The 16,893-nt window shown below is 60.7% G+C and carries 13 protein-coding genes; 3 read left to right on the top strand and 10 right to left on the bottom strand.

All coding sequences use genetic code 11. The features are described from left to right. Positions 1–10 precede the first annotated feature (10 nt). Positions 11–1,435 (top strand): hopanoid biosynthesis associated radical SAM protein HpnJ, encoded by a 1,425-nt coding sequence (hpnJ, locus tag AB4Z24_RS17470; protein WP_441710321.1) that lies wholly within the window; start codon positions 11–13, stop codon positions 1,433–1,435. A 163-nt stretch (positions 1,436–1,598) separates the two neighbouring features. On the opposite strand, the gene AB4Z24_RS17465 is transcribed toward hpnJ, so the two are convergent. Continuing rightward, entirely contained in the window at positions 1,599–4,220 is a 2,622-nt protein-coding gene (locus AB4Z24_RS17465) for an MMPL family transporter (protein ID WP_441710320.1), read from the bottom strand. Positions 4,221–4,572: 352 nt separating this feature from the next. Here AB4Z24_RS17465 and ispH point away from each other — a divergent pair, with 352 nt between their 5' ends. Together ispH and hpnH are read left to right on the top strand one after the other, a co-directional pair. After that, a complete protein-coding gene (ispH, locus tag AB4Z24_RS17460) occupies positions 4,573–5,502 on the top strand; it encodes a 4-hydroxy-3-methylbut-2-enyl diphosphate reductase (protein ID WP_441710319.1) in 930 nt (309 codons plus the stop codon). A gap of 46 nt (positions 5,503–5,548) precedes the next feature. Next, on the top strand, positions 5,549–6,697 hold the full coding sequence (gene hpnH / locus AB4Z24_RS17455) for an adenosyl-hopene transferase HpnH (protein ID WP_441710318.1): 1,149 nt from the start codon (positions 5,549–5,551) through the stop codon (positions 6,695–6,697). On the opposite strand, the gene AB4Z24_RS17450 is transcribed toward hpnH, so the two are convergent. The 9 genes from AB4Z24_RS17450 to AB4Z24_RS17410 form a co-directional block, all read right to left on the bottom strand. Beyond that, on the bottom strand, positions 6,641–7,321 hold the full coding sequence (locus AB4Z24_RS17450; RefSeq protein ID WP_441710317.1) for a phosphorylase family protein: 681 nt from the start codon (positions 7,319–7,321) through the stop codon (positions 6,641–6,643). The two genes, hpnH and AB4Z24_RS17450, sit on opposite strands and share 57 nt — an antisense overlap. A gap of 47 nt (positions 7,322–7,368) precedes the next feature. Further along, positions 7,369–9,369: a squalene--hopene cyclase gene (gene shc / locus AB4Z24_RS17445; protein ID WP_441710316.1), complete on the bottom strand. Its 2,001-nt coding sequence runs from the start codon at positions 9,367–9,369 to the stop codon at positions 7,369–7,371. A 30-nt stretch (positions 9,370–9,399) separates the two neighbouring features. Beyond that, positions 9,400–10,653: a hydroxysqualene dehydroxylase HpnE gene (gene hpnE, locus AB4Z24_RS17440; RefSeq protein WP_441710315.1), complete on the bottom strand. Its 1,254-nt coding sequence runs from the start codon at positions 10,651–10,653 to the stop codon at positions 9,400–9,402. After that, on the bottom strand, positions 10,654–11,496 hold the full coding sequence (gene hpnD, locus AB4Z24_RS17435) for a presqualene diphosphate synthase HpnD (RefSeq protein ID WP_441710314.1): 843 nt from the start codon (positions 11,494–11,496) through the stop codon (positions 10,654–10,656). It lies immediately after the preceding gene. After that, complete coding sequence (gene hpnC, locus AB4Z24_RS17430) at positions 11,486–12,376, bottom strand: squalene synthase HpnC (RefSeq protein WP_441710313.1); 891 nt, start codon at positions 12,374–12,376, stop codon at positions 11,486–11,488. Before hpnC ends, hpnD begins: the two co-directional genes overlap by 11 nt. Continuing rightward, positions 12,373–13,536 (bottom strand): glycosyltransferase, encoded by a 1,164-nt coding sequence (locus AB4Z24_RS17425; RefSeq protein ID WP_441710312.1) that lies wholly within the window; start codon positions 13,534–13,536, stop codon positions 12,373–12,375. The genes hpnC and AB4Z24_RS17425 overlap by 4 nt, the downstream gene beginning before the upstream one ends. Then, the gene (hpnA, locus tag AB4Z24_RS17420; RefSeq protein ID WP_441710311.1) at positions 13,533–14,534 is read right to left on the bottom strand and encodes a hopanoid-associated sugar epimerase; all 1,002 of its coding nucleotides are present in this window, start codon (positions 14,532–14,534) and stop codon (positions 13,533–13,535) included. The genes AB4Z24_RS17425 and hpnA overlap by 4 nt, the downstream gene beginning before the upstream one ends. A gap of 33 nt (positions 14,535–14,567) precedes the next feature. Then, on the bottom strand, positions 14,568–15,878 hold the full coding sequence (locus AB4Z24_RS17415; RefSeq protein ID WP_441710310.1) for a PQQ-dependent sugar dehydrogenase: 1,311 nt from the start codon (positions 15,876–15,878) through the stop codon (positions 14,568–14,570). A gap of 131 nt (positions 15,879–16,009) precedes the next feature. Further along, the gene (locus AB4Z24_RS17410; protein WP_441710309.1) at positions 16,010–16,627 is read right to left on the bottom strand and encodes a TetR/AcrR family transcriptional regulator; all 618 of its coding nucleotides are present in this window, start codon (positions 16,625–16,627) and stop codon (positions 16,010–16,012) included. Between the last annotated feature and the right edge of the window lie 266 nt (positions 16,628–16,893).

Raw genomic sequence — 16,893 nt, 5'->3', positions numbered from 1 at the left:
AGGCGCGCACATGCGCACACTATTTTTGCAGGCTCCTTCGTTCGATGGTTTCGATGGCGGAGCGGGTTCGCGCTATCAGGCGCGTCGCGAAATCCAGTCGTTCTGGTACCCGACGTGGCTCGCGCAGCCGGCAGCTCTGGTCGAAAACAGCAAGCTGATCGACGCGCCGCCGCATCGCACCAGCCTGCAGGACGTGCTCGCTGAAATACGCAATTATGACCTCGCGGTGCTGCACACCTCGACGCCGTCATTCGATTCTGACGTCAAAGTCATCGAAGCGATGAAGGCGACAAACCCAAACCTCAAGGTCGGTCTGATCGGCGCCAAGGTCGCGGTGCAGTCCAACGAGAGCCTGGTGGACGCGCCGATTGTCGACTTCGTGGCCCGCAACGAGTTTGATTTCACGATCAAGGACGTCGCCGACGGCATAGCTTGGAGCGACATCAAGGGTCTTTCCTACCGCAACGCGCAGGGCGTCATCGTGCACAACGAGGACCGCGCTGTGATGCACGACATGGACACGCTGCCCTTCGTTACGCCGGTCTACAAGCGCGACCTCGTGATGGAGAATTACTTCATCGGCTATCTGAAACACCCGTACATCTCGTTCTACACGGGGCGCGGCTGCAAAAGCCGCTGCACGTTCTGCCTGTGGCCGCAGACCGTTGGCGGCCATCGCTATCGGACCCGCTCCGTTGGGCACGTCATCGAGGAAGTGAAATACATCCTCAAGGCGTTCCCGCAGATGAAAGAGCTGATGTTCGACGATGATACCTTCACCGACGACCTGCCGCGCGCGGAAGCAATCGCCAAGGAACTCGGCAAGCTCGGCGTCACGTGGTCGTGCAATGCCAAGGCGAATGTGCCGCGCGAGACCCTAAAGGTGCTCAAGGACAATGGTCTGCGCCTGCTGCTCGTCGGCTACGAGAGCGGCAACCAGCAGATCCTGCATAACATCAAGAAGGGCATGCGCGTCGAGGTCGCGGAGAAGTTCACGAAGGACTGCCACGAGCTCGGTATCAAGATCCACGGCACCTTCATCCTCGGCCTTCCGGGCGAGTCGAAGGAGACGATCCAGGAGACCATCAAGTTCGCGACGCGGATCAACCCGCACACGATCCAGGTCTCGCTCGCCGCGCCGTATCCGGGAACGTTCCTCTACAAGCAGGCGTCGGAGAACGGCTGGCTCGACGTCGACAATGCCGAACTCATCAATGCTAACGGCATCCAGATCGCGCCGCTTCACTATCCAGGTCTGTCGCACACCGAGATCTTCTCTTCGGTCGAGGACTTCTATCGCAAGTTCTACTTCCGGGTGCCGAAGATTGCTTCGATCGTCGGCGAGATGATAACGCAGCCCGACATGATGAAGCGCCGCCTCAGAGAGGGCGTCGAATTCTTCCAGTTCCTGCGCGAGCGCCGCAGCGCCGCGTAGTTCTTGGGCTGCCGTCGGCTTGGATGGATCCCGGCCTTCGCCGGGATGACGGGGGGTGGGTGACCTTCTTCCAATAACGCGTCATCCCCGCGCAGGCGGGGATCCGCCGAAGTAGTTAGTTCATCGCAAGTCTTGGCTTGAATGACTAGCGTGGCCGGGTTGGTTAGGGCGCGGTTTGGGGGGCCTTTTCGTTTTCGTGCTTGGCCGGGTTCCGAGGCGGCCCCATGAGGATCGGCTGGAAGAGAACGGCGGCTGCCAGTGTCGTCACCAGCGAGAGCGCCAGCAGCTCGCCCATGCTCGACGTCCCCGGGTGACTCGAGAAAAACAGGCTCCCGAATGCGACGGCCGTCGTCATGGCGCTGAACATGACGGCGCGGGTCAGCGGCGAGGCCAGCAAGCTCGTTTCGCCGTCACGCCAAGCCAGGACGTAGTAAATCTTGAACGCGACGCCGACGCCGAGAAGAACCGGCAGCGCAATGATGTTCGCGAAGTTCAGCGGCAGCCCGATCAGCACGCAAAGCTCGAGCGTCACGACACCTGCTAGCAACAGCGGCACAAGCGTCAAAAGCACATCCGACACGCGGCGCAGCGCCACGAACAGGATGATCGTTATTGAGACCAGCGCCAATAGGCCCGCCTGGATAAACGATCGAACCACGGTCTTCGCCGATTCCTGGATGAGGATCGGGACGCCGGTGGCTTCGGGCGCGACGGCGAGGACGGCGGAGGCGAAACGACGGAGGTTGGCGTTGTCGTTGCCATCTCCCTTCGGCGCGACTTCGACGCGTGCCCGGTGATCGGCGGTGATCCAGTCGGCAATGATCTCAGGCGGCAGATTATCGAGTGTAATCGGCTCGGCCTTCAGAGCCGCGCGAATTTGCGAGAGGCGCAACTTCAGACCGTCGAGCAACGATTTCTCGACCTTTGCACGCGCATCCGGCGCTGCGTCGGCGAGCTTGTGGAGCGTCGCTGCCATGTGGGCGGCAAGCGGGGGCGCGCCGGGAAGCTTGGCGACATTTTCAAATTCCGTCGCCGTCTCCTTCAGCCTCGTCTGCGTATCCGCGTCGGTCGGCGTCGGCGCCATTTCGTCGGGCTCAATCGTCGGGCCGAGCAGGTCTGCCGCGTCTCTAATGACTGCGAGCTTTTCCGTTTGCTGGTCGGGTACGAAGCTTGCGAGCGTCACCGTGTGCGCGGCTTCCGGCAATTTCTCGAGCTTGGCAGCGAGCGCTTCGGCACCGGCCAAGTTCGGCGCAAGGACCTCGATGGTGTTCGGAGCGGTCGCGGGATCGCGCATGAGATCGTTGAAGGTCGAGACGGACTCGACCTTGCTGCTGCGAAGGTTGATCGGATTGAAATCGAACTCGAGCTTCGCGAGCAACGGCAATCCAGCGAGGACACCGAGCACCGTCAGCGCCAGAATGACGTGCCGGTGACGCGCCATGAAACGATCCACGGGCGCAAGCGCGCGGTAGCCGACGTCGTGCGCCTCGCCCGGCGGATTGAACAGCGAGAGCATCGCCGGCAACAACGTGATGCTCGTCAGGAACGCGATGACCATGCCGCTGCCGGCAATGAGGCCAAGCTCAGACACGCCGCGGTAATCGGTTGGCAGGAAGGCGTAGAAGCCCGCGGTGGTCGCGGCCGCAGCGAGCGCGAGCGGCTTGCCGGCGTTGGTGCCCGCTGCGATCAAGGCGTCCCGGAGGCCGTGCTTGCTGAAGCGCTCATGGCGGTATCTGACCGAGAATTGGATGCCGAAATCGACGCCGATACCGACGAACAGCACGGCAAAAGCGACCGAGATGAGGTTCAGGGCGCCGACGAGGTAAAGTCCCAGCGCCCCCGTCATCGCAAGTCCGGCGAATAGGCTGACGAGAACCGCGACAATGATGCGGCCCGATTTCAGCGCCAGCCACAAAATGAAAAGAACGGCCGCGATGGTAACGGCCGTGTTGACGACCGCGCCTTCGGCAACGGTTCCAAACTCCTCATCCGCCATCGGAACCGAGCCCGTGAGCCGCACGCGCACGCCATTCTCAGGGGTCAGTCCAAGCCGTTCGGCGGTTTTGCGGATCAAGGCCGTCGCATTGGCGCCGGGCTCCAGGTCGGAATAATCGAGGACGGGCTTCACCTCGAGGAAGCGGCGCAGTTCGGACGCCGCCGGACGCCCGCCCGTCAGCAACTCGCCCCAAGAGAAGTTCGTCTCCTTGCCTGCCATCAGATTGTCGATGGCATCGACCATCACGCCGAGCGGCTTTTCAAAGTCCGACCACTTCGCACGTTCATCCTTGATGCCGAGCGGAACAAACGAGAGCGCCTTCGCCAGGCCGTTAAGGGTCGGGTCGGCGGCGAGTGTGCCGAGAACCGGCTGGGCCTTGATCAGTCCTTCGGTCGTTTCCTTGAGTTCCGGCAGCGAGAGATAAAGCAGGCCGTTCTTTTCGAAGAACGGGCCACCATCGCGCCGCCTCACGATCTGGAAGGGATCGGGCTTCGATTCGCTAAGGGCGGCAGCGAGACTGGCGGCAGCGGCCTCGGTCAGCTCAGGCGTTTTGCCGTCTACGACGATATCGATCGTGTCGGTGTGCTGCGGGAATGCAAGATCGAACTGGCGTTCGCGCTGCCGCCAATCGAGATCCGACGCGATGAGCTGGCTCGTATCGGTGGTGATGGCGAAATGGTTGACGACGTAAAAGATGGCGCCTGCCGTGAGCGCCAGCCCCAGCACGATGGTCAGCCAGCGCAGGCGCACAGCGATGGCAACGATACCGGCGACGACGCGCTCGATCATGCGGTCGCCAATGGTTGTCTGGGACGGTGTTGGAAATTGAATTTGTGAAGGATCATTCTAGACCGGACTCGTGATAACCTTTGATGGGTCGCATCTCTTAGCAGCTCACCTACGATGCCGAACCTGTCGAGCAGATGAATAATGGGCCTGCCTAGTGTGTTGCTTTTGAGACACGTCGCGTCAACAGCATGAATGCCGCGACGTTACCCCGGCTGCCGATCATTCACGATTGCGCGTAAAAGTCGGGGACGAGTGGGGCGCTGCGCGTTGAACGTCATGAATCGGGACGCGTTGAGGTATTAGGTCTTCCACAGCGCAAAGCAATTGCGCGTCGGCAGGACGGGGTTTCTGCATGAAAGTCATCTTGGCGCAGCCCCGGGGTTTTTGCGCAGGCGTGGTCCGGGCGATCGACATCGTCGAGCGTTCGCTCGCGCGGCGCGACGGGCCTGTCTATGTGCGCCATGAGATCGTTCACAACCGGCATGTCGTCGAGGACCTCAAGGTCAAGGGCGCCCGTTTCGTCGAAGATCTCGCGGAAATCCCCGATGGCGCCGTCACGATCTTCAGCGCCCATGGGGTATCGCGTGACGTCGAGGACGAGGCAAAATCGCGCCCACTCAGGATCGTCGACGCGACATGTCCCCTCGTTTCAAAGGTTCATAAGCAGGGCCAGCGCTATTCCTCGCTCGGGCGGACCGTCATCCTGATCGGGCATGCCGGTCACGTGGAGATCGAAGGCACGCTCGGACGCATTCCGGGGCCCGTTTACCTTGTCGAAAATAGCGAGGACGTCGAAAACCTCGATTTGCCGGACGATACGCCGGTTGCCTACATCACCCAGACGACATTGAGCGTGGACGATACCCGGTCGACCATCGAGGCTGTCAAAAGCCGGTTTACCGACGTCATCGGGCCCGAAACGCGCGACATCTGCTATGCTACGCAAAACAGACAAACGGCCGTGCGGGAACTTTGCCGGTTCGTCGAGGCGCTTATCGTCGTAGGCGCCAGCAACAGCTCCAACTCAAACAGACTTCGCGAGATCGGCGCCGAATGCGGGATACCGAGCTATCTCGTCGCAGACGGTAGCGCGGTCGATCCGGCATGGCTTGCCGGAAAGAATGTAGTTGGCGTAACAGCAGGTGCTTCGGCGCCTGATGTTCTTGTCGAAGACGTCCTCACCGCTATCGGACAGATCTCGCCTATCGAGATTGAAATGCTCGATGGCGTCGAGGAGAAAATTACGTTTCGTCTGCCGCCTGAATTGCTCGAAGCATCATGATCGACGATAGTGCTGGTTCGAGCGCCGCTAGAAGGAGCCCAATCGGGTGGGAATTCCATTAAACCAAGCATTGTCGGTAGGTGCCTACGTCATCGGACAGCACCTCAGGGGCCGCAAACGTTATCCGCTGGTATTGATGCTGGAACCGCTCTTCCGCTGTAACCTCGCATGCGCGGGCTGCGGTAAGATCGACTATCCCGATAAGATCCTCAATCAGCGCATCTCGGTCGCCGACGCGCTGCATTCGATGGATGAATGCGGGGCGCCCGTCGTCGTGCTCGCGGGCGGTGAACCGCTGCTTCACAAGGAGCTGCCGGAGATCGTCGAAGGTGCGCTCAAGAAGGGCAAGTTCGTCACCGTCTGCACGAACGCGCTGCTGCTCGAAAAGAAAATCCATCTCTACAAGCCGCACAAGAATTTCAACTGGTCGATCCATCTCGACGGCGACAAGGAGATGCACGACAGGTCGGTTTGCCAGAAGGGCGTGTACGATCGCGCGGTTGAGGCAATCAAGGTCGCGAAGGCGAAGGGTTTTCGCGTCAATATCAATACGACGCTGTTCAGCGATGCAAAGGCCGAGCAGGTCGCGAAGTTCCTCGATGAGATGAAGAAGCTCGACATCGGCGGCGTAACCATTTCGCCCGGCTACGCTTACGAGCGCGCGCCGGATCAGCAGCACTTCCTCAATCGTACTAAGACGAAGCAGCTCTTCCGCGATATCTTCAAGCTCGGGAAGGGCGGTCGCGCGTGGCCGTTCTTCCAGTCGGCCCTGTTCCTCGATTTCCTCGCGGGCAACCAGACCTATCAGTGCACGCCGTGGGGCAACCCAACGCGCACCGTGTTCGGCTGGCAGAAGCCCTGCTATCTGCTCGGGGAAGGCTATACGAAGACCTTCAAGGAGCTGATGGAAAGCACCGACTGGGACAAGTACGGCACCGGCAATTACGAGAAGTGCGCGGACTGCATGGTGCACTCGGGCTTCGAAGCGACAGCCGTCATGGACGCGGTGAAGAAGCCTTGGAAGATCGCCGCCGTTGCGCTTAGGGGCGTGAAGACGGACGGTCCGATGGCGCCCGAGATCGCACTCGACAAGCAGCGTCCGGCCGAGTTCGTGTTCTCACGTCACGTCGAGAACAAGCTAGCGGAGATCAGCGAAGCCGAGGCCCGGGCCCAGAAACCGGTGGCAGCGGAATAATCCCTGCATCGCGCGCCGGGTCGCCGCAGCGGCCCGCAAGAGATCCGGGAGCTGGCCCGGGTGATACAGCAATGACTTGAGGACGCCGGCAATGTCCGGCGTTCCATCCGGCTTCAGGCCGTTTATAGCGGCCGGCGGAAGCTTTTGACTCGCGGGATCGGCAATCACCCGCAGCACGGCGAACGGCAGGCCATATTGCTCTGCCAAGTGCGCAACAACATGGCTTTCCATGTCGGCCGCAAAAGCGCCGGTCGTCATATAGAGGTCTTGCTTTTCGGCGGGGCGTGCGACGACCGCATTCGATGCGGCGATTGCACCGGACTCTGCTCTCGGCAGCGATTCGAACAGGCGATCGCTCCAGCGTTCGTCCGCAACATAAGATGTGCCGTTTGCCACGACTGACGTGCCGACGACAATCGTTCCCGATGGCAGACCCGGCCTCAATCCCCCGGCAATCCCGAAGCTGATGAGGCCGCGAATGCCTCCGCCCCGGATGGCTTCCTCGATCAAGGAGACCAAGCGTTTCTCATTACCGCCGCAAGCAAGCGCTTTCACGTACCCGGATCGTTGTGCGACCCGAGCTTCCGCTCTCAGCCCTGTTGCGGCGAGCACGCCCCCCCTCATCCCCTTACATCATCCCCTCAGACTATCCCCGTCCCCAGACTAGCCCTTCACATCCCAACTGTCACGGACCTCGAATTTGAGGCCTTGAGGTTCCGATAACGGGCCAAGGCCCACATCGGGAAGAATTTCGAGTAGCCGTGATATCTGAGATAAAATACGCGCGGAAAGCCCGTCGCCGTGAAATGCTTTTCGTTCCAAAAGCCGTCGGAGCCCTGTGACGAGGCCAAATACGCGATCCCTTTCTGAACGGCTGGATGGTCGACCTCACCGGCTGCCATCAGCCCCATGAGTGCCCATGCCGTTTGCGATGCCGTGCTCGGCGCCGGTTCGTAGGCCTTGTAGTCCATCTTATAGCTATCGCCGGCCTCGCCCCAGCCACCATCGGGATTCTGGATCGACAGCAGCCAATTGGCCGCCTTGCGGACGACGCTCGACGCCGGGTCGACCCCGGCCGCGTTCAGGGCGCACAGCACCGACCATGTCCCGTAAACATAGTTCATGCCCCAGCGGCCATACCAGCTGCCGTCCTTCTCCTGCGTCCGCTCGAGGTAGCTGATCGCATTGTCGAGCACATAGCTTTGTCCTCGGCGCTCGCCGAGTTGTGCCAACATTGAGACGCAGCGGGCGGAGACATCGGCCGTCGGCGGATCGAGCAGAGCTCCATGGTCGGAAAATGGAATCTGATTGAGATATTCATATGTGTTGTCGGCGTCGAAAGCGCCCCAGCCGCCATTTTTGCTTTGCATGCCGACGATCCATTCGCGCCCGCGTTCGATCGCTTCGCGATAGGAATTGTCTGCTTGTGGCGCGCGGCCCAAAGAGCGGTCCATCGCCATGACCACTACGGCGGTATCGTCGGTATCGGGATAATGAGGATTGGCGTACTGGAACGCCCAGCCACCAGGGCGAATGCCGGGCCGGCTCGCCGCCCAATCGCCGACAGTGTCGAGCACCTGCAGCGGCTTCAGCCATTCAAGCGCACGACCTGCGCTCGCTTCAGCTTCCGTGCCGCCCACTTCCATCAGCGCATGCGTCGAGAGCGCCGTATCCCAAACCGGCGACAAGCACGGCTGGCAGTAGGCTTCGTCGTCCTTGACGATCAGCAGCTTCTCAATCGATCCCCGGGCGATCAGATAATTCGGATGATCATGCGAATACCCGAGCGCATCGTAAACCAGCAGCGAGTTGACCATCGCGGGGAAAATTGCGCCCAAGCCGTCTTCGCCATTCAGGCGTTCGTCAACGAACGCAACGGCCTTGTCGATCGAGCGCTTGCGTATCGCCTTCGGGAAAAACGGCTCGGTCGCACGAAGCACCCGATCGATCGCGCCGAAAATTTCCGACCATGGCGATTTCTGGTGTGGTCCCTTCGGCCAGATTTGGACTTGGTCCGGCGGAATCGTGAAAAGCTCGGGTATACCGACGCCTTTCGGATTTCGTGCTCTCGGCTTCAAGGCATTGAGGACTGTGAGCGGCACCACCACTGTGCGCGCCCAATAGGAAATCTTGTCGAGATGAAACGGAAACCAACGCGGCAGCACCATGATCTCGACGGGCATCACCGGAACGCCTGTCCAAGGCACCTGACCAAAGAGCGCCAGCAGGTTGCGCGTGAAGACGTTGCTGTGAGAAGCGCCGCCTTGCGACAAGATCCAGCCTCGCGCCTTTTTCATGTACGGCTCTTCGGTGCCGACACCGATCATCTTCAGCGCAAAATACGCTTTCACGCTCGCGCTGATATTCGACTCGCCATCATGAAAAAGCGGCCAGCCACCATCGTCGGATTGAATGCGACGGAGATAGTTGGCGATCTTGGCTTCGAGAGCAGCGTCGACTGGCTCGGCCAGGTAATGACGCATCAGAACATATTCGGCCGGGATCGTCGCGTCGGCCTCGAGTTCGAACACGAAATGACCGTCGTCCCGCTGCAGCGACAAGAGCGCATTCTTGGCGTTGGATATCGCGTTTTCGATATCGGGCGTGCCGATCTCGCGCGTCGGGTTGCCGGACGCCAGCCGCACGGACTGCGCTACAGAGTCGAAATTCATAGATGCTCTCCCAGAGGTTCGAGCGTCCTATCAGATGTGCGCCGACATCGCCAGTTTCGCAGCCCCCTCGCCTGACCGTAGCGCGCCTTCGATCGTCGCCGGAAGTCCGGTATCCGTCCAATCACCTGCCAAAACCAGGTTTTTCCAGCGCGTGCGCGCTTTCGGACGCAGGGCATTCTGTCCGGGAGTTGCGGCGAAAGTGGCGCGCCGCTCTTTCACGATCTGCCAGCTGGGAAGCTCTGCATCGAGGCGAGCGATTTTCGCAACCTCGGTCCAGACCTGCCGCGCGAGCGGTTCTCTCTCGGCCTCGTTGAAGCGATCTGCCGAACTGATGGTCACCGACAAACGATTATCAAAAGCGAACAACCATTCTGTCGTCGCGTTGACTATCCCCGTGATCTTCGGAAGGTTGGCGGGCGGCGCGATGGCGAAGTGGACATTGCAGATCGCGCGATATTCGGTTGGCACGACGATGTCCGGAACAAGAGTCCGGGCGACCCACCCGGGCACCGCCAGGACGACGTCATCGTTGCCTTTGAGCTCGATGGTGCCGTCCCCGAATTGCAGCGCGCCGACACGACCGTCGGCAAATTCGATCGCCCGCAATGGATGGTCGAACCGCAATTCCGCGCCACGCTTGCCGAGAAACGAAAGTGCGGGATCGACWAGCGCCGGTCCCAATCCGTTGGCCGCGAACAACGGGCGGCAGGCTTTGCCGCCGCGCCCCAGCGTTTCGCGAACGACCGCGCCGGCTAGCTTTGCTGAGCCTTCCGACGGCTCGCAGTTCAGTGCGGCGAGCAACACCGGCTGCATGAGACGTGCGAAAACCGCCGAACCGGAATCGATCCTGTCGGTTACTGTGTCGCCGTCTTTCGCTTGGAGAAGATTTCCAAGGCGCACGTAGTCAATCGCGCGTGTGCCCGGTACGCGGCGGCTTTTCGAGAGGATCCACCACGGCAGCCGCCCGTCGTTCGGCCTCAGCGTCCACCGCTCGCCGGACGCAAAATCGCAAAAAGCGAATTCCGCGTGTTTCGGATCATCGAGCAGACCCCTGCCACCGACCACTTTCAGATAGCGCAGCGCGCTGTCATTGCCCGAGAGCAGCAGATGGTTGCCGTTGTCGATCATCATTCCGAGCGCGGGCTCGAAGTATGAGCGGCAGCGGCCGCCGGCATGGCGCGCCAGCTCGTGGATCACGACCTTGCGTCCGCGGTTGACGAGCGTGACCGCCGCCGAAAGACCGGCGAGACCGGCCCCGACGATGTGAACAGTGCCGTTGCTCATTTAAAAGATGCCGTCACGCAGGACCGCCCAGAGGACGGTGCGTTTTGAGCGCCGCACATCGACGCGCGGGGCTTGCCATCCCCGTGCGATCAGCTTCTCGAGGATGCCCCGATAGACGGTTGCCATCATTCGCGGCGATCTGACGGAACGGCGGGAACTCCGCGCCATGATGGCTTCCGACACGTCGTAGTACTTCCGCGCCTTTTCCGCGATGCCGCGGCAGACGCGATCAAGTCGAGGATCAGCGAGAATTTCGGCAATCGAAAGGTCCGCGAGGCCGCATTCGCGCAGGGCTTCCTTCGGAAGATAAAGACGGCCCATCGCTGCGTCTTCATCGATGTCGCGCAGGATGTTCGTCAGCTGGAGGGCGCGGCCGAGGTTGTGAGAAAGCTCAATTCCCGGGCCTTCCTCCATGCCGAAAATCCGCACGGACAATCTTCCGACCGCCGAGGCCGCGCGATCGCAATAAAGGTCGAGAACCTTCCATTCGGGCGCGCGGAGATCGCGGACGATATCCATCTCCATGCCGTCGATCACGGCGATGAAATCATCCTTCAACAGACCGAATTGCGCGATCGGGCCGGCGAGGTCGCGCGTTCGCTGCGTCCGGCGTCCCGTTGCATAAAGTTCTTCGATGTCTTCGCGATACTGAACGAGATCGGCAAGGCGAACCTCTCTCGCGCCGCCGTTGTCGGCGACATCGTCAACGGCCCGGCAAAATGCATAGACGTGATACATCGCCTCGCGCTGCGGGCGCGGCAGAACCCGCATTGCCGCATAAAACGAGCTGCTTGCCGCGGCGGGCGTTTCTTCAGCAACGAGGGTGTCGATTTCAGCGCTCATGCGGCATCATCCTTGACGACTTTGTAAACGCAGCGCGTGTGAAAGCCCGACCCATAAGAGTGGCGGCCGCCGTGCGCGCAGCAATCGCCGCTGCGTGTGGTTTTGACAAGTGGACAGTCTCGGAAAGCGGATCCCGGGTCTTCAGCAACCCGATCAACTTGCGTGCTAAGCCGACAATTACAGAAGTTTCGACGGCAAGCCGCGTATCAGCAACGCTCGGCGGCAGAAGGGCCGCATTGGGAATGAGGCCCTCGGTCCGCGTGGCCAGCGTCCGCAAACAGGCGCGCAATTCGGGTGATGCTTTGGGCGCCGCCAGAGCCGCGACGCTTGTTCCATGCAACGAAAGCTCATCGAGCGGAATGTAGACCCGATCGATATTGCGGTAGTCCTTCGCGCAATCCTGAAGGTGGTTGATGATCTGCAAGGCCGTGCACAATGCGTCTGAATGCTGCCAAGTCGACGCCGGCTCGCCGTGGACGTCGAGGACGAACCGGCCGACCGGCATCGCCGAATAGCGGCAATAGTCGAGAAGCTCGTCCCACGTCTCGTACCGGTTCTTCGTAACATCCTGACGAAACGCTTTGAGAAGATCGAGAGCGTGCTGCGCGCTCAAATTTCGCAAGCGCAGCTGTTCGCGGAGCGCGAGCGCATCGGTCGCGGCATCGGATCGGCCGAGAAGCGTTTCTTCGAGCGCATCGAGGATTGCGAGTTTGGATTGAGTATCAAGCGTCGGGTGATCGGCGGCGTCGTCGGCGGCCCGCGCAAAGCGATAGTATGCGAGGATCGGCGCGCGGTGACGTGCGGAAACAATACGCGACGCGACAGGAAAATTCTCGTCACGCTCGGACTTGCCGGATTTGTACTTGCCGTCGACCGTCATTGCCTTCCTACTTCGGCCTGTACTCGGCCCTTCCATAGACCTCCGCGACCGCGCTTATGCTGATACGCCGAATCTAGCGTGAAACCCACATAGGTCATCGCGATAACTGGTAGTGCTACGCCCCAAAGTGGCGAACGGTTGTAAAAGCGCAACGTCGGTTGGAAGGCAATTATCATTAACAGATACGCAGTTCCCGCGAGTACGTTCGCCGGGAAACCGGCGAAAAAGACAAATGCGGGCGGCACTAAGTAGATAGCGGCCATGCCAACGACTGTTCCGAGCAGCAATAACGGGGAATAATGCAGTTGGGCATAGGCTGACCGCGCAACCATTCGGCGAATATCGTCAAACTTGGGATAATCGCGGAGGCTGACCACATTGTTCGAAAGTCCAAGCCAAATCGGCCCCTGCTTTTTCAACAGTTTTCCGAGCGCACAATCGTCAATAAGCGCACCGCGAATTGCGGCAATGCCGCCGGCTCGTTCGAGTGCGCCGCGATCAACCAACATGCAACCGCCAGCAGCTGCAGCAGTTGCAGCGCGTTGGCGGTTTACCCAGCGAAATGGATAAAGCATCTGAAAGAAAAAGATGAAGGCAGGAACCAATGCTCGCTCAGCGAGACTTTGGCATTTGAGCTTGGCCATGACGGACGTCATGGCGCGGCCATTTGAGCACGTGCTCTTCACGAGCGACTGAAGCATCCCGGACGCGTAGCTGATATCGGCATCCGTCAGCAGCAGGTAATCCGGTTTCGATTTTGATAGGGACGCCGCGGCGATGCCCTGATGCATCGCCCATACCTTGCCCGTCCAGGCAGACGGTAGCGGCGCGCCGTTGATGATCGTTATTTCCCGTGTCGAATTCGCGGCTATGGATCGCGCGACTTCGGCAGTGCCGTCGGTGCTTTGATCGTCGACGAGAACGATCGAGAATTCGCCGGGATAGTCCTGGGCCGCCAGCGACGCGAGCGAAAAGGGCAGCATATCGGCTTCGTTGCGCGCGGGAATGACGGCCGTGACTCGCGGCCATGCAGCAGGAGCGGATGCCTTCTCGCGCTCGGTTTCCTCGCGCTCGCTCGTCAGCCAGAACCCGCCGTTGAAAAGCAGAAGGTAGGCCCAGGCCGCGAGACTAAGCGCCGCGATCCAATCGACGGCGGTCACTTGAGGTACCCCGCGTCACGAAACCAGCGATAGGCCTCGGCCAAGGCATCCGTGGCGGGGCGCGCGCGGTAGGAGAGTTCGCGCTCGGCTTTGGCGGATGAAAAAAACATTTTGTATTTGGCCATGCGCAGACCATCGACGGTGGCGAAGGGCTCGCGTCCCGTAAAACGAGCCACCGCTTCCGCGCCATAGGCGATCGGATAGATCATCTGACGCGGAAGCTTGATCGCCGGCGGCCGTCGACCCGCGAGGCGAGCGATTTCGGCGAGCATTTCTCCGAGCGTCATGTCCTGTCCCCCCAGAATATAACGTTCACCAATTCGCCCGTGTTTCAAGGCCGCAAGGTGGCCATCGGCCACGTCATCGACATGCACGAGATTTAATCCCGTCTCAACATACGCCGGCATTCTTCCCGATGCAGCCTCGACGACGATGCGTCCGGTCGGCGTGGGGCGAACATCACGCGGTCCGATCGGAGTCGAAGGGTTGACGATCACTGCCTGCAGCCCTTCGTCCGCAACCATGCGCTCGACCAGACGTTCGGCGAGAACCTTGCTTCTCTTGTACGCGCCGATGGCATTCGCGGCATCGAGAGGCATGGTCTCATTGTAAGGCGAACCGTTGCCCGTCAGCCTCAGCGTCGCAACGCTCGACGTGTAAACGATGCGTTCGACCCCGGCCTTGAGAGCCGCGTCCATGACCGCTCGCGTGCCCGCGGTATTGGTGGCGACGATCTCTTCCGGATCCGGCGCCCATAGGCGGTAGTCGGCGGCAACGTGAAAAACGTAACGTGCACCCTGCACGGCTTTGGCCAACAGGTCCCCGTCGCGAATGTCGCCTTCAACGACTTCAAGGCCGATATCTCTGAGGTTCGCACGGTTGCTGGTTCGCCGAACCAGCGCGCGGACGGAAAATCCTTCATCGATCAGGCGACGCGCGACAGCTGAGCCTACAAATCCCGAGGCGCCGGTCAGAAACGCGATGTCTTTTGCCGCCAACGGTCGCTCGCCCCCTTGCGTCGGAAATGCAGATTAGCCTCTGTAGACGATCCGCCAGATTCGGCCAGCCGCGTCGTCGCTGACGTAAAGCGCGCCGTCGGGTCCCACCGCAAGCCCTGTCGGACGGTGCTCGGTCCCTTTTGCGTTCCCACCCCGGAAGCCTTCGGCAAAGACGGTGTATGGACCGGAGGCTTTGCCGCCGGTCAGTGGCTGGAACACGACGTTATATCCCTGCTGCGGCCCATCTGACCGGTTCCAGGACCCGTGGAAAGCGATGAAGGCTCCGCCGTGGTATGCCACTGGAAACGCCTTCGCCCTGTAAATCTTGAGATCGTTCGGCGCCCAATGGCCGGGAAACGCCGCGACCGGCGGAAGTTTATCGGCACAACGTCCGACCGCCTTGCCACCGTCGCCACCATATTCGGGCGCGAGGACATTTTTCTGCTGGATGGCGTCGTAATAGCAATATGGCCAGCCGTAGTCGCCGCCCTGCTGCAGCTCAACCAGGACTTCGGCCGGTTGATCTGATCCCTGTTTCGACGAATAGAGTTTAGGCCAGTTCTCATGGAGCTGATCGCGGCCGTGTTGGGTTGCGAAGATCCGGCCATCGTCGTCGAAGTCGATGCCTTCGGCGTTGCGAAGGCCAGTCGCATAGCGCTCGGCAGGGGAAAACACCTGCCCGGTTTTGTTGGCGTCGAAGCGCCAAATTCCAGCATTCGTTTCGAGTTCGACACAGGGATCGATGCCTGGCGATTCCTCCGCACGGTTGTCTTGCTGGCAGGAGTTCGTCGCCGAGCCGAGATCGAGGAAGAGGTTGCCTTTCGGATCGATTGAGAACGGCCGCGATTTATGATCGCCATTGAGCGGAATGCCGGAGACGACCGTTTCGGGTTGGCCCTTCGGCGCAATGTCGCCGGGCGCGAGTTCATAGCGAATAATCTTGCCGCCGATGTCTACGAACAGGCCATTTTTGTAGACGGCGATGCCGGTGCCACCGGTGTCCGCGGGGCCGAACCGTTCGATGATATCGGCGTGGCCCTCGCCCTTGCTGTCTTTCAAGGCGAGCAACGAGCCGCCTGGCGACGGCTTACGGCTACGATTGTTGACGTAGACGGTGCCATCCGGCGCGACGGCCATGTGGCGGGGTGCTCCGACGTGATCTGCGAAGATCGTGGCGCAGAAGCCCTTCGGCAAGGTTATGCCGGCATTCGTGTTGCAGGATTTCTCTGCCGCCTGGGCGCCGCCTGCCGGCGACAACGCTGTCAGGGAGACGATGGCGAGTAGCAGGCCGATCAAGCCGCGGATCGTTCTTCTTCCAATGCCAATGACGTGCCCCTGGGCCATTGAAGAACTCCGCAAATGAAAATTTCACCAGACCACTCGAGCGTTACACGCGGGGCGGCTCGAGCGTTCCTGCGACCGCTTGCGACGCGGGCTACAGGACCTCGCGCGCGGCGACAAGCCCATTACGTGAACTAGCTCTTAGACGAGGACCACGCTTTCAAAGCCATGTCCACAACCGCCAGGAGGTCGGCGCGGGATGCTCCGCCCGCCGCCTGCACGGACATGCCTTGCATCACGGTCATGACATACCGGGCAAGGCCCGCAGGATCCGAATCCGGTCCGAGGTCGCCTTCGGCCTTGGCGCGCTCGAAGCGCTGACGAAGCTGCTGCTCACCGAGCGACCGGCGTTCGCAGAGCTCCTGCTTGATCGATTCCGAGGCCTCACCGCAGGAAAGTGCGCCCTGCACTGCGAGGCAACCAGGGGGATTTGACGGGTCGGTCAACATGGTCGCCGAGGCCGTCAGGAGGCTTTCAACAACAGCCCTCGCCGTCGGCTGCTGAAGGGAAGCGCGATGGACGGAGCCCGGACCTTTCTCGACGTAGCGGTCGAGAGCCAGCTTGAAGAGCTCTTCCTTGTTACCAAAGGCCGCATAGAGGCTCGGGCGGTTGATGCCCATGGCTTCCGTCAAGTCTGAAAGCGACGTTCCTTCGTAACCGCGCTTCCAAAAGACGTGGAGAGCCTTATCGAGCACCTGCTCCTTGTCGAACTCCCTGGGGCGGCCTTTTTGCACCGCTTCTCTCCCGATCATTGCTTTCTCTGTCATACACCTGTAGATTTTCATACTTATCGATACAAATAACGGTTGACACTCGCAGCAGCCACCCTATATCGGTACCGCTCGGTACATAATATATAGGGAAACTGCGCACGATGAAAAGATCTTTCAGTAGCGCGACTGCAATCCTCCGGGGATTGGCGGGATGGGTTTCAGGACGTACCTCCGGTCAAACCTACGACGAAGCCCACGTTCCGTTCGTCGTATCCGCCTGCGGATATAAATCGCGGGACGAAGGA

This window comes from Hyphomicrobium sp. 2TAF46, from assembly GCF_052114865.1.
Lineage (GTDB): Bacteria > Pseudomonadota > Alphaproteobacteria > Rhizobiales > Hyphomicrobiaceae > Hyphomicrobium_B.
The sequence above is the reverse complement of the archived record's forward strand: the minus strand, read 5'-3'. Positions and strand labels throughout refer to the sequence as shown.

Bases quoted from the DNA above. Each gene is read 5' to 3' on its own strand.
- hpnJ (WP_441710321.1), top strand. From the start codon at position 11: ATGCGCACACTATTTTTGCAGGCTCCTTCGTTCGATGGTTTCGATGGC.
- AB4Z24_RS17465 (WP_441710320.1), bottom strand. From the start codon at position 4,220: ATGATCGAGCGCGTCGTCGCCGGTATCGTTGCCATCGCTGTGCGCCTG.
- ispH (WP_441710319.1), top strand. From the start codon at position 4,573: ATGAAAGTCATCTTGGCGCAGCCCCGGGGTTTTTGCGCAGGCGTGGTC.
- AB4Z24_RS17450 (WP_441710317.1), bottom strand. From the start codon at position 7,321: ATGAGGGGGGGCGTGCTCGCCGCAACAGGGCTGAGAGCGGAAGCTCGG.
- shc (WP_441710316.1), bottom strand. From the start codon at position 9,369: ATGAATTTCGACTCTGTAGCGCAGTCCGTGCGGCTGGCGTCCGGCAAC.
- hpnD (WP_441710314.1), bottom strand. From the start codon at position 11,496: ATGAGCGCTGAAATCGACACCCTCGTTGCTGAAGAAACGCCCGCCGCG.
- hpnC (WP_441710313.1), bottom strand. From the start codon at position 12,376: ATGACGGTCGACGGCAAGTACAAATCCGGCAAGTCCGAGCGTGACGAG.
- AB4Z24_RS17415 (WP_441710310.1), bottom strand. From the start codon at position 15,878: ATGGCCCAGGGGCACGTCATTGGCATTGGAAGAAGAACGATCCGCGGC.
- AB4Z24_RS17410 (WP_441710309.1), bottom strand. From the start codon at position 16,627: ATGATCGGGAGAGAAGCGGTGCAAAAAGGCCGCCCCAGGGAGTTCGAC.